Origin of the sequence: Streptococcus canis (assembly GCF_900636575.1) — a bacterium.
GTDB lineage: Bacteria > Bacillota > Bacilli > Lactobacillales > Streptococcaceae > Streptococcus > Streptococcus canis.
In genome coordinates, this window is record NZ_LR134293.1 from 1,306,235 (window position 1) to 1,319,749 (window position 13,515).

The window sequence follows — 13,515 nt, forward strand, 5'->3', positions numbered from 1 at the left end:
TATGACAGAAATGCTTAAAGGAATCGCAGCCTCTGATGGTGTTGCTGTTGCTAAAGCATATCTACTAGTTCAGCCGGATTTGTCATTTGAGACTGTAACAGTCGAAGATACAAATGCAGAAGAAGCTCGCCTTGATGTTGCACTCCAAGCTTCACAAGACGAGCTTTCTGTTATCCGCGAAAAGGCAGTAGAAAGCTTAGGCGAAGAAGCAGCAGCCGTTTTTGATGCACATTTGATGGTTCTTGCTGACCCAGAAATGATCAGCCAAATTAAAGAAACTATTCGCGCAAAACAAACAAATGCAGAAACAGGTCTTAAGGAAGTGACTGACATGTTCATCACCATCTTTGAAGGCATGGAAGACAACCCATACATGCAAGAGCGTGCAGCGGATATCCGCGATGTTGCTAAACGTGTGTTGGCTCACCTTTTAGGTGTAAAACTTCCAAATCCTGCGACTATCAATGAGGAATCAATCGTTATTGCACATGATTTGACACCTTCAGATACTGCTCAACTTAACAAACAATTTGTAAAAGCATTTGTTACAAATATCGGTGGTCGTACAAGTCACTCAGCTATCATGGCACGTACACTTGAGATCGCTGCGGTACTTGGAACAAATGATATTACAAAACGTGTTAAAGATGGTGATATGATTGCCGTTAACGGTATCACCGGTGAAGTTATTATCGACCCAAGTGAAGACCAAATCCTTGCTTTCAAAGAAGCTGGTGCTGCTTACGCAAAACAAAAAGCTGAGTGGGCTCTTCTTAAAGATGCTCATACTGAAACAGCTGATGGTAAACACTTTGAATTGGCAGCTAACATCGGTACCCCAAAAGATGTTGAAGGTGTTAATGATAATGGTGCAGAAGCAGTTGGTCTTTACCGTACTGAGTTCTTATACATGGATTCTCAAGACTTCCCAACGGAAGACGAGCAATACGAAGCTTACAAGGCAGTGCTTGAAGGCATGAATGGCAAGCCTGTTGTGGTTCGTACCATGGATATTGGTGGAGACAAGGAACTTCCTTACTTTGACCTTCCAAAAGAAATGAACCCATTCCTTGGTTTCCGTGCTCTTCGTATTTCCATCTCTGAAACTGGAGATGGCATGTTCCGTACACAGATTCGTGCGCTTCTTCGTGCATCTGTTCATGGTCAACTTCGCATCATGTTCCCAATGGTTGCCCTTCTTAAAGAATTCCGCGCTGCAAAAGCTGTCTTTGATGAAGAAAAAGCAAACTTGCTTGCAGAAGGTATTGCGGTTGCTGATGATATTCAAGTTGGTATCATGATTGAAATTCCTGCAGCTGCTATGCTTGCAGACCAATTCGCAAAAGAAGTTGACTTCTTCTCCATTGGAACAAATGATCTTATTCAATACACTATGGCAGCGGACCGTATGAACGAACAAGTCTCATACCTTTACCAACCATATAACCCATCAATCCTCCGTTTGATTAACAACGTTATTAAAGCAGCACACGCTGAAGGCAAATGGGCAGGTATGTGTGGTGAGATGGCAGGTGACCAACAAGCTGTTCCACTTCTTGTCGGAATGGGACTCGATGAGTTTTCTATGTCAGCAACATCTATTCTTCGTACACGTAGCTTAATGAAGAAACTTGATTCTGCTAAAATGGAAGAATACGCAAATCGGGCGCTTACAGAATGTTCAACTGCAGAAGAAGTTCTTGAACTTTCTAAAGAATACGTTTCTGAAGATTAACCACAAAAAGAGTTGGTGTTTTCCAGCTCTTTTTTTGTTTTTTCAGTAAAACAATTTGAAAACTCAAATAATTTGTCAAAATTTTCAGATAGTTTACATATCCAACTGTTGAAATATCATGGAAAAGTGATAGAATAAGATTACTATCGTAAAAGGAGATAAAACGTTGACAACACAATATAAAAATTTAGTGAACGGTGAATGGAAATTGTCAGAAAACGAGATTAAGATTTATGCACCAGCAACAGGTGAGGAATTAGGTAGTGTCCCTGCCATGTCTCGTGAAGAGGTTGATGCTGTTTACGGTGCTGCTCGTCAAGCCTTGGCAGGCTGGAGGGCTCTTTCTTATGTAGAACGTGCGGCCTTCCTTCATAAAGCTGCTGATATTTTAGTACGTGATGCTGAAAAGATCGGTGCAATTCTTTCAAAAGAAGTAGCCAAAGGTCACAAGGCAGCTGTTAGCGAAGTTATTCGTACCGCTGAAATCATTAACTATGCAGCAGAAGAAGGGCTTCGTATGGAAGGTGAAGTTCTTGAGGGTGGTAGCTTTGAAGCTGCTAGTAAGAAAAAAATTGCCATTGTTCGTCGTGAGCCAGTTGGTTTAGTTCTTGCCATCTCACCTTTTAACTATCCCGTTAACTTGGCAGGTTCTAAGATTGCTCCAGCTCTTATTGCAGGAAATGTGGTTGCCCTTAAACCACCTACACAAGGCTCTATTTCTGGCTTATTACTTGCAGAAGCTTTTGCGGAAGCTGGTATTCCAGGAGGAGTCTTTAATACAATTACTGGTCGTGGTTCTGTCATTGGTGACTATATCGTTGAGCACGAAGCGGTTAACTTTATAAACTTTACAGGTTCTACGCCAATTGGAGAGCGTATCGGAAAACTAGCTGGTATGCGTCCAATCATGCTAGAACTAGGGGGTAAAGATTCTGCTATCGTATTAGAAGATGCTGACCTTGATCTGGCAGCTAAAAATATTGTTGCGGGTGCGTTTGGGTATTCAGGACAACGTTGTACAGCGGTTAAACGTGTTCTTGTCATGGAAAGTGTTGCAGATGACTTGGTTGAAAAGATTCGGGATAAGGTTTTGCAATTGACAATTGGTAACCCGGAAGATAATGCAGACATCACACCACTTATTGACACATCAGCTGCTGATTTTGTTGAAGGATTAATCAAGGATGCAGTTGACAAGGGTGCAACGGCTCATACAGATATTAAACGAGAAGGTAATCTTATTTGTCCTATCCTCTTTGACCATGTAACAACTGACATGCGTTTGGCTTGGGAAGAGCCATTTGGTCCAGTATTACCAATTATTCGTGTAGCCTCTGTGGAAGAAGCTATCAAGATTTCTAATGAGTCTGAATATGGCTTGCAAGCTTCTATTTTTACAACTAATTTTCCACAAGCCTTTGGCATTGCAGAGCAACTAGAGGTTGGAACAGTTCATATTAATAATAAAACACAACGTGGAACAGATAATTTCCCATTCTTAGGAGCTAAAAAATCTGGTGCGGGTGTTCAAGGAGTGAAGTACTCTATTGAAGCGATGACAAGTGTTAAATCAGTCGTTTTTGATATTCAGTAAGCTAAAAAAGTTAGGTTAGCCTAACTTTTTTGGTTTATTTTTTAACTTGGCTGTGTTAAAATGGTAATACAAGTGGAGGCGACTATTGAAAAAATTAAATTTTATTCTTGTTAGTTTATTAAGTATTGCGATGTTGAGTCTGGTGCTAATCTCCATTAATCATTGGAAGACCAAAGAAGATAGTCAGCGTTTAGTATTAGCTGAAAAGAAAAAAAGCACATCAGACTTAACGATAAAAACAGTTAAGCATATTAAAAATGGTCAAAAAGACTATTACTATTTTTCACCGACTGCCAACGCAGATGATTTCTTTGTTAACAATTTGCCGGTTTCTATGTACCAGAATGAAGCGGTTGACAAGGCAGTTATTCTCTTAAAACCTAAACTTCAAGCATCACAGTTGAAGTCTGTTCAGAAATTAATCATTTCTAAGAAGGTCTATCAGAAAAAGTTATTTCATTTGACAAAACTATCAGAAAAAGTGGTTAGCTCCTATCATATCACAAAGGATTTTCAACCTTTTCACTTAAAGGATTTGGTATCGGGTCATTTAGAGCGCATTGAACAAGAGGTTGGTAAAAAATATCCAGATAAGCCCTTCCATATCACTGACTATGACAATTTGAGTGATCGTAATCATTTATTGAGTGATCATTTTGATGTCAATGAGGGGCAACTGACTCTGGGGAAAGAAATCACCATTTCCCTAGCAAGTTTATTTGATGTGATTAATCCAGATTTTCTAGAAGCAGCTGATAAGGTTGCCTATGATGAGTATTTGGCTAAGAAGAAGGCAGAGGAAGAAGCCCAGCATCCTAAAAAAATAGTTGCACTGACTTTTGATGATGGCCCAGACCCTGCCACAACACCTCAGGTTTTAGATATTCTAGCCAGATACCATGCTAAAGCAAGTTTCTTTATGATGGGATCAAAGGTAGTCAATAATGAGGCTTTGGTTAAACGAGTTAGCGAAGCTGGCCATGACATTGGTAATCATACTTGGGATCATCCTAACCTAACCAAGTTACCTGTGGATCAGATTCAGAGTGAGGTTAACAGGACCAATCAGGCCATTGAGAAAGCTTGTGGAAAGAAACCTCTCTACTTACGTCCTCCGTATGGAGCCACGAATGCAATGGTTCAACAGGCCTCAGGGTTGACACAAATGTTGTGGACAGTTGACACGAGAGATTGGGAAAACCACAGTACTGAGGGAATTATGGCTAATCTCAAAAAACAATTGCAACCTGGTGGTGTGGTGCTGATGCATGATATTCACCAAACAACAGTTGATGCTCTTCCAACAGTAATGGAGTATTTAAAAGCAGAAGGTTACCAATGTGTGACCCTGTCTGAACTTTATGACCATACCTAAAAGGTCATTTGTAGGCCTTAGACAGTTAATCTTTTCGGTAATAAAAAGTCGCCCAATTGCAATCAATAGCAGTTGGGCTGTTTTTTAACCATTGGTATAAAAAATAAACAAAAGAAACTCAAAGAACCTATCACAGCCAAGAAAAACGATGGTCAAGTGATAGGTAAACGGTTATAAACGAGGTGATTTTTAGGCATGGGTACGATAGTAACCTTCTAGGGCAAGATAAGTTCATCTTGTTACTAAGAGGTAGTTGTAGGCTTATCTATTGTGCATTGACTTCTTTATAGCCAGTTACTTTTTAGGGAGGAGTTGCTGATGCTTCAGTTGTATTTCGGAAACTTTGGCGAATTTTTTGAGTTTTTTGATGTCTTCAGGATGGTTAACCAAGGTAATCACGACACCAGATTTTCCCATTCGACCTGTTCGCCCAGCCCTGTGGGTATAATTTTCTTTATCACGGGCAAGGTCAAAATGAATCACGTAGTCTAAGTTATCAATATCAATCCCTCGAGCAACGAGGTCTGTGGCTAGTAGGAGGGATAGGTCATGGTTTTTAAATTTTTCAAGAATGATTTTGCGGTATTTGACGTTAATATCACTGGCTAAAGAAACAGCTGCGGCACCATTGTATTGTAGGCGTTCTTCAGCAGCTCCTAAATCAGACAAGCTATTAAAAAAGACCAAGGCACGGAAATTAGGGATATTAGCAAATTTTCGTAGTAAATCTGTTCGCTTGCGCTTGTCAACCATGAGGTAAAAATGCTGAATAGCATCGTTGGTTTGCCCTGAAAGATTGATGCAGAATGTATTTGGAGCTAAGGAAGTTTGGTCCACCTTATTAGTAGCGCTCATGTAAATCATTTGATGGTCACGAGGAACATGGCGACTGATTTTTTGAACAAAATCATACTGAGAATCACTTAATAATTCGTCGTATTCATCTAAAACAATGGTGTTGATAGACATCATCTTGATTTTTTTCACCTTAATCAGTTCAAAAATGCGTCCAGGGGTTCCAATCAGGATTTCTGGGCCTTTTTTGAGACGTTCGATTTGACGTTTTTGACTGGTTCCAGAAATAAAAAGTTGTGCAGTTAACCCTAGGGGCTCTGCCCATTCTTTAGCAACTTCAAAAATTTGACCAGCTAATTCGGTATTAGGTGCTAAAATGAGCAGTTGCTGGGATTTCTTAGGAGTCAACGATAGGAGGCTTGGAAAGAGATAGGCCAAGGTTTTGCCTGTTCCAGTAGGGCTGATGCCAAGGAGATTTTTGCCATCAAAAATGGGTTGAAAGGCCTGCTCTTGGATTGGCGTTAAATGGGTAAATGCGATTTGGTCAAGTTTTTCTTGCCATTGAGGGGGAAATTTAGTGATCATGTGTCTTCCTTTTACTATTTGTTTCTATAGTCATTATAGCATTATAGGCTTCAATTTGGTAAAATAGTGGGGAAGACTTTTTAGATTTGGAGTTTAAAATGCTTAAAAAACCGATTATTATTGGTGTAACTGGTGGTTCCGGTGGTGGTAAAACAAGTGTGTCACGCGCAATTTTGGACAGTTTTCCAAATGCTCGTATTGCGATGATTCAACATGATTCTTACTATAAAGATCAGTCGCACATGAGTTTTGAGGAGCGGGTCAAAACCAATTATGACCATCCTTTGGCTTTCGACACTGACTTTATGATTCAGCAGTTAAAAGAATTATTGGCGGGAAGACCGGTGGATATTCCTATTTACGACTACAAAGAGCACACTCGTAGTGATAAGACTTTTCGTCAAGATCCTCAGGATGTTATTATTGTCGAAGGTATATTGGTTCTGGAAGATGAACGTCTTCGCAACTTAATGGACATCAAATTATTCGTGGATACAGATGATGATATTCGTATTATTCGTCGAATTAAGCGTGATATGATGGAACGCGGCAGAAGTTTAGAAAGCATTATTGATCAGTACACAAGTGTGGTGAAGCCGATGTATCATCAATTTATTGAGCCAAGTAAACGTTATGCTGATATTGTCATTCCAGAGGGAGTCAGTAATGTGGTCGCTATTGATGTCATCAACAGTAAAATTGCAAGTATTCTTGGCGAAGTTTAAGAAAAAGATTGAGTGGATTGTCTGAATCTGCTCTTTTTAAGTTGTCATAATAGGAAGGATAAAGATGTTATTAAAATGGGGATTAGTTCTCTTTTTGTGGAATAGTTTTGTTTTTACCCTTTACGCTTTTGATAAACAAAAAGCTATCAAGAGACAATGGAGGATTAGTGAAAAAACCTTACTGCTCACCACGCTTTTTTGCGGTGGTCTAGGTGCTTGGTTAGCCGCCAAGTCTTGTCACCATAAAACGAGAAAGTGGTATTTTGTCCTGACTTGGTATTTGGGAATGCTGCTTACCTTACTCTTTACGTATGCTATCTTAAAAGTGCTAAACTGAAGCTCCTTAACCAACTTTTATTGGATTAAGGAGTTTTTATTTGAAATACTAGATGATTTAAGACAGCTGAAGTATTAGAAAAAACTGCCTGAATTAGCCTAGGTATGTTATAATAATTACTATGATTAAGACCAAAAAAATTGAACAATACCAATTACTGTTAGTGCAGGCACAAGGCTTATTTGCGAAAGAATCAAATGCTATGGCTAATTTGTCCAATGCCAGTGCCCTTTTAAACATGACCCTACCCAATTCTGTTTTTACAGGATTTTACCTTTTTGATGGGAAAGAATTAATTCTTGGACCTTTTCAGGGAGGGGTTTCTTGCGTCCATATCAAGCTTGGTAAAGGTGTTTGCGGAGAATCCGCCCAGTCTAGGCGGACCATTATTGTAGATGATGTGAAGCAGCATGCCAACTATATTTCCTGTGATGCGGCAGCCATGAGTGAAATTGTTGTTCCTATGGTGAAAGATGGCCATTTACTTGGGGTGCTAGACTTGGATTCTAGCCTTGTGGCTGATTATGATGAGGTTGATCAAGAATATTTAGAAGCCTTTGTGGACCTACTTCTTGAAAAGACCACGTTTACCTTTGACATGTTTGGAGTTAAAAACTGATGTATCAAGCCCTTTATCGGAAATACCGCAGTCAAACCTTTGATGAAATGGTGGGACAATCGGTTATTTCTACAACCTTAAAGCAGGCAGTTGAATCTGGCAAGATTAGCCATGCTTATTTATTCTCAGGTCCTAGAGGGACTGGAAAAACCAGTGCGGCAAAGATTTTTGCCAAGGCCATGAACTGTCCTAACCAAGTCAATGGTGAGCCCTGTAATCAATGTGATATTTGCCGTGATATTACTAATGGAAGCTTGGAAGATGTGATTGAAATCGACGCAGCCTCTAATAATGGTGTTGATGAAATCCGTGACATTAGAGATAAATCAACTTATGCTCCGAGTCGAGCAACCTACAAGGTTTATATTATTGATGAGGTTCACATGTTATCAACAGGGGCTTTTAATGCGCTTTTGAAAACCTTGGAAGAACCGACAGAAAATGTAGTTTTTATCTTAGCGACAACAGAATTACACAAAATTCCAGCCACTATTTTATCACGTGTGCAACGCTTTGAATTCAAGGCTATTAAGCAAAAAGCTATTCGAGAGCATTTAGCTTGGGTTTTGGACAAAGAAGGTATTGCCTACGAGGTAGATGCCTTGAATCTTATTGCAAGGCGGGCAGAAGGAGGCATGCGTGATGCCTTGTCTATCTTAGATCAGGCTTTGAGTTTGTCACCAGATAATCAGGTCACCATTGCTATTGCCGAAGAAATCACAGGTTCCATTTCCATGCTTGCTCTGGATGACTATGTCCAATATGTCTCTCAAGAACAGGCTACACAAGCTCTGGCAGCATTAGAGATTATTTATGATAGTGGGAAAAGTATGAGCCGCTTTGCGACAGATTTACTGACCTATCTGCGTGATTTATTGGTGGTCAAAGCTGGCGGTGAAAATCAGCGTCAGTCAGCTGTTTTTGATGTCAATTTGTCTCTTGAGATGGATCGTATTTTCCAAATGATAACAGTGGTTACTAGTCATCTGTCTGAAATTAAAAAAGGAACCCATCCTCGGATTTATGCTGAGATGATGACCATCCAGTTAGCTAAGAAAGAACTGGCGTCGCTCCAAGCGAGTTTGTCAGGAGAGCTAACTTCAGAGATTGAAATTCTCAAAAATGAGTTGGCACAACTTAAACAACAATTGTCGCAGCTCCAATCGTGTCCTGATTTGCTGGCAGGAGCGTCCAGTAAATCAGGTAAAACTAGACCTAAAACCGCTAGTTACAAGGTTGATCGGGTTACCATTTTGAAAATCATGGAAGAAACAGTTCAAAATAGCCAGCAATCTCGCCAGTATTTAGAAGCTCTTAAAAATGCTTGGAATGAAATTTTAGACAGTATCTCTGCCCAAGATCGAGCATTACTAATGGGATCAGAGCCCGTCTTGGCTAATAGTGAAAATGCCATTTTAGCCTTTGAAGCTGCTTTTAATGCGGAACAAGCTATGAACCGTACAGACCTCAACGCTATGTTTGGCAATATCATGAGCAAGGCTGCTGGCTTTTCCCCTAATATTTTAGCAGTGCCAAAAGCAGATTTTCATCATATCCGTTCAGAATTTGCCCAGCAAATGAAATCGCAAAAAGAGGGTGTTCAAAAAGAGCAAGAAGTACCACTTGATATTCCAGAAGGCTTTGATTTTTTGGCCGATAAAATTAGGGCTGTTGAGGATTAAAACTTCTCATGCCATACTGAGATAACAATTCTCTCCAAAGATAAGGTTATTATCCTTGCCTTTGGAGTTTTTTATGGGAGGGCTGAATTCCTTGGTTTACGTAGTGAGAAGTAAGGAAACTAAAAAAGATTGAAACTGTCTTGGAAAACCAAGTTCACTTCAATCTAGAGGGTATTCTTCATAGAATCGTGTTTTTTTGTTATAATAGGTCTATGACTATTCGACAATTTCTTTTTATGGCCTTTGTTTGTGCCTTTGAAACCTATTTTTTCAACGATTTGTTACTTTCTAGAGACTATCTCTTTGCTCTATTTTGGGGGTTATTACTCTTTAGAGATTTGAGACGGGTATATGCCATTAATCAATTTACTAAAAGCCTTATCAAGGCCGCTAATTCTCCCAAGAAGAAAGACTGATTTCGCCGCTTCGCAAGGTTTGAAGGTCACCATTATCAAATTGGACAATAAGGTGTCCTTGATCAGTTAAATCAATCGCAGTAGCATGTTTTTCTTGACTATGTTCAACGAAAGTCACTTGTTTATTAAGAACAAGTGATTTTTCTTTGTAAACTTTGACATGGTCTTTGACAGGAATAGATAAGAATAATTTCCAGATGTCAATGATAAGGTCATTGCGCGTGATAGTTGGTTTTTCGGTAAAGAGAGAGCCTGCTTTTTTGGCAATGGCTTCTGGAAAATCAGTTACAAAAAAGTTGAGGCCAACCCCAATAATGACATCGGTGATTAAGCCGGTTTCAACAGAAGTAATGGCTTCTGTCAGAATCCCTGCAATTTTATGGTTACCGAGATAGATGTCGTTTACCCATTTGATTTCTGTATCAATGTCTGTTAATCGCGAGATGGCTTTGACAATACTGGAAGCAACCATCATGGTATAAGGGGGCATATCGGTGTAAGGGACATTGGGTTTTAGGTGCATTGACATGTAAATGCCACCGTTGCTAGCTGCAAAAAATTGCCGATTGAGACGCCCCCTGGCAGCTTCTTGGCTAGAAGCCAGATAAAGTCTCGGAGCACTCTTATGAGCTTCAATCCCTTGTTTGGCATCCAGCTGGGTAGATTGGCTTTTAGGATTGTAGCTAACGGGAATACCAAGATCTTGACTAATGATTTTGGGGAGTAAAATGTCCCCTTGAAGCATACGATAGCCTTTATGTTTTAAGGACTCAATTTGCAGGCCTTGATTTTCGAGGCTTTTGATGGATTTCCAAACAGATGTGCGGGAAAGATTAAGTTGTTCTGCTAAATATTCCCCACTTATGAAGTCATCGGTTTGTGCTAGTAATTGATAAATTCTTTCGGATGTTTTCATATCTCTAGTATAGTATAAAAGTTCGAGATTTCAAGTAGAAAAAAACAGAGACCTCTTTATTAACGAACTTTAATAAAGTGATTTGAATCTAAAAAAAAGATTGTAAAATCATTTTTTTCTGTTATAATTAACTAGTTAATATTCTGATTAACTGGTTAATTTATGGAGGAAAAACGTGAAAACGAAAAAAATGATGGCCTTAGCAGGCTTACTAGTAGCAAGTCACTTGTGTTTGGCAGCCTGTCAATCACAAACTAATCATCAACCCAATCATCCTAAAACGAAACAGTCTAGCAAGAAGACAGCCACAAAAAAAACGAAGATGGCTAAAAAAGCAAGAGATCCTAAAAAAGCTCACAAAGGTGTGGGGGGTGTAGATTTCCCAACAGATGATGGGTTTATTTTAACCAAAGACTCAAAAATTTTATCAAAAACAGATCAGGGAATCGTTGTTGACCACGATGGTCACTCACATTTTATTTTTTATGCTGATTTGAAGGGGAGCCAATTTGAATACCTTATTCCAAAAGGAGCAAGTTTAGCTAAGCCAGCTGTTGCTCAGCAAGCAGCTAGCCAAGGGATTTCTAAAGCAGCAGATCCTCATCACCATTATGAATTTAATCCAGCGGATATTGTGGCTGAAGATGCTTTAGGCTACACGGTTCGCCACGGTGATCACTTCCATTATATTTTGAAGTCAAGCTTATCAGATCAGGCGCAGCTACAAGCTAAACAGGTTGCTAATCGCTTACCACAAATCAGTGGACCTGTTTCAACAGCCACAGCTAATGGTATTCCAGGCTTGCATTTTCCAACTTCAGATGGCTTTAAGTTTAATGGTCAAGGAATTGTTGGGGTAACAAAAGACAGTATTCTAGTTAATCATGATGGTCATTTACACCCAATTTCCTTTGCTGATCTTCGTCAAGGTGGTTGGGCACATGTGGCAGATCAATACGATCCCTTTAAAAAAGCAGAAAAGCCAGCGGAAGCTCATCACACCCCAGAGCAGTCTGAACGTGAAAAAGACTACCAAGAAAAATTAGCTTATCTGGCAGAAAAATTGGGCATTGATCCATCAACCATCAAACGAGTGGAAACACAAGATGGGAAACTCGGTTTGGAATACCCTCACCACGACCATGCACACGTATTGATGCTGTCTGATATTGAAATCGGAAAAGACATTCCAGATCCACATGCTATTGAACATGCTCGTGAATTGGAAAAACACAAGATTGGCATGGATACCTTACGTGCTTTAGGTTTTGATGAAGAAGTTATTTTGGATATCGTTCGTACTCACGATGCTCCAACCCCATTCCCATCAAATGAAAAAGATTCTAATAAGATGAAAGAATGGTTGGCAACTGTTATCAAACTTGACTTGGGTAGCCGGGAAAACCCATTGCAACGTAAAGGATTATCCCTATTACCTAACCTTGAAATCTTAGGAATTGGCTTTACCCCAATTAAAGACATCTCACCTGTTTTACAATTTAAAAAATTGAAACAGTTGTTAATGACAAAAACAGGGGTGACAGATTACACCTTTATGGATCAGATGCCGCACTTGGAAAGTATTGATATTTCTCAAAATAACTTGAAAGACATTAGTTTCTTGAGCAAATACAAAAACTTGACCTTAGTAGCTGCTGCGGATAATGATATTAAGGATATTAAACCTCTTGGTCAATTACCGAACCTTAAATTCCTCGTATTGAGCAATAATATGATTTCTGATCTGAGCCCACTATCATCATTAAGTCAATTGCAAGAATTGCACATTGATAATAATCAGATTACAGATTTAAGTCCTGTTTCTCATAAAGAATCATTGATGGTTGTTGACTTATCAAGAAATGCTAATGTTGATTTAGCAACACTTAAAGCGCCAAAATTAGAAACGTTAATGGTCAATGATACCAAGGTTACTCATTTGGATTTCTTGAAAAATAATCCTAGTCTATCTAGCCTATCGATTAACCGTGCGCAATTGCAATCACTTGAAGGTATTGAAGCAAGCAGTATTATTGTTAGAGTAGAAGCAGAAGGTAACCAAATCAAATCGCTTGTGCTTAAAGACAAACAAGGGTCACTCACTTTCTTGGATGTGACAGGAAACCAGTTGACTTCTCTAGAAGGAGTTAATAACTTTACAGCACTTGACATTTTAAGCGTGTCTAAAAACCAATTAACAAATGTCAATCTGTCTGAACCTAATAAGACAGTTACTAACATTGATATTAGTCATAACAATATCCCATTGTCAGACCTTAAACTAAATGCGCAATATATTCCAGAAGCAATTGCGAAAAACTTCCCAGCGGTTCAAGAAGGTTCTATGGTGGGTAATGGCACAGCTGAAGAAAAAGCAGCAATGGCTGCTAAAGCGAAAGAAAGTGTCCAAGAAGCATCGGAATCACATGGCCACAGCCATGAACATGAAGATGAGGAAGACCATAATCACGAGCACGGAGACAACCATAATCACGACCATGAGGCTGAAGATGAAGCTAACGAAGAGCACAACCATACTCACTAAGCTAATCTAAGAATAACCCCATCAACTGAATCGTCCTGATAACAGTATCACTGAATTTCAAGAAACCTTCAAGAATAACTTGAGGTTTTTTTGAAATAAATAGGATAATGAGTGAAAAGAATGGCAACTAAGTGGCGAAAACATGTTATAATAGATTATTATTGAGTCCCGATAAGACGGTCTGTCGAACG

At 39.3% G+C, this 13,515-nt stretch carries 11 protein-coding genes; 9 read left to right on the forward strand and 2 right to left on the reverse strand.

Annotated features, from left to right (window positions below; genetic code table 11):
- The first annotated feature begins 1 nt into the window (after position 1).
- The 3 genes from ptsP to EL097_RS06710 all read left to right on the forward strand — a co-directional run bounded on the left by ptsP (position 2) and on the right by EL097_RS06710 (position 4,704).
- Positions 2-1,735, forward strand: a complete 1,734-nt coding sequence (gene ptsP, locus EL097_RS06700) for a phosphoenolpyruvate--protein phosphotransferase (RefSeq protein WP_003044114.1) — start codon at positions 2-4, stop codon at positions 1,733-1,735.
- A gap of 166 nt (positions 1,736-1,901) precedes the next feature.
- Positions 1,902-3,329 (forward strand): NADP-dependent glyceraldehyde-3-phosphate dehydrogenase, encoded by a 1,428-nt coding sequence (locus EL097_RS06705; RefSeq protein WP_129544993.1) that lies wholly within the window; start codon positions 1,902-1,904, stop codon positions 3,327-3,329.
- 85 nt (positions 3,330-3,414) lie between these two features.
- Positions 3,415-4,704 (forward strand): polysaccharide deacetylase family protein, encoded by a 1,290-nt coding sequence (locus EL097_RS06710; protein WP_003044106.1) that lies wholly within the window; start codon positions 3,415-3,417, stop codon positions 4,702-4,704.
- Positions 4,705-4,998: 294 nt separating this feature from the next.
- On the opposite strand, the gene EL097_RS06715 is transcribed toward EL097_RS06710, so the two are convergent.
- Positions 4,999-6,084 carry a DEAD/DEAH box helicase gene (locus tag EL097_RS06715; RefSeq protein WP_003044104.1) on the reverse strand — a complete coding sequence of 362 codons (1,086 nt, stop codon included), beginning with the start codon at positions 6,082-6,084 and terminating at the stop codon, positions 4,999-5,001.
- Between the two features lie 98 nt (positions 6,085-6,182).
- On the opposite strand from EL097_RS06715, the gene udk reads away from it, so the two are divergent.
- From udk to EL097_RS06740, 5 genes are all read left to right on the forward strand, one after another.
- On the forward strand, positions 6,183-6,809 hold the full coding sequence (gene udk, locus EL097_RS06720; RefSeq protein ID WP_003044102.1) for a uridine kinase: 627 nt from the start codon (positions 6,183-6,185) through the stop codon (positions 6,807-6,809).
- Positions 6,810-6,873: 64 nt separating this feature from the next.
- A complete protein-coding gene (locus tag EL097_RS06725) occupies positions 6,874-7,146 on the forward strand; it encodes a DUF1294 domain-containing protein (RefSeq protein WP_003044098.1) in 273 nt (90 codons plus the stop codon).
- A gap of 121 nt (positions 7,147-7,267) precedes the next feature.
- Positions 7,268-7,765: a GAF domain-containing protein gene (locus EL097_RS06730; RefSeq protein WP_003044096.1), complete on the forward strand. Its 498-nt coding sequence runs from the start codon at positions 7,268-7,270 to the stop codon at positions 7,763-7,765.
- Positions 7,765-9,447: a DNA polymerase III subunit gamma/tau gene (dnaX, locus tag EL097_RS06735; protein WP_003044093.1), complete on the forward strand. Its 1,683-nt coding sequence runs from the start codon at positions 7,765-7,767 to the stop codon at positions 9,445-9,447. The genes EL097_RS06730 and dnaX overlap by 1 nt, the downstream gene beginning before the upstream one ends.
- A gap of 212 nt (positions 9,448-9,659) precedes the next feature.
- Complete coding sequence (locus EL097_RS06740) at positions 9,660-9,863, forward strand: DUF3272 family protein (RefSeq protein ID WP_081587269.1); 204 nt, start codon at positions 9,660-9,662, stop codon at positions 9,861-9,863.
- Here the strand turns inward: EL097_RS06740 and birA are convergent.
- Positions 9,838-10,779 (reverse strand): bifunctional biotin--[acetyl-CoA-carboxylase] ligase/biotin operon repressor BirA, encoded by a 942-nt coding sequence (gene birA, locus EL097_RS06745; protein ID WP_003044089.1) that lies wholly within the window; start codon positions 10,777-10,779, stop codon positions 9,838-9,840. The two genes, EL097_RS06740 and birA, sit on opposite strands and share 26 nt — an antisense overlap.
- 175 nt (positions 10,780-10,954) lie before the next feature.
- Here birA and EL097_RS06750 point away from each other — a divergent pair, with 175 nt between their 5' ends.
- Positions 10,955-13,324 (forward strand): leucine-rich repeat domain-containing protein, encoded by a 2,370-nt coding sequence (locus EL097_RS06750; protein ID WP_003044086.1) that lies wholly within the window; start codon positions 10,955-10,957, stop codon positions 13,322-13,324.
- Positions 13,325-13,515 lie beyond the last annotated feature (191 nt).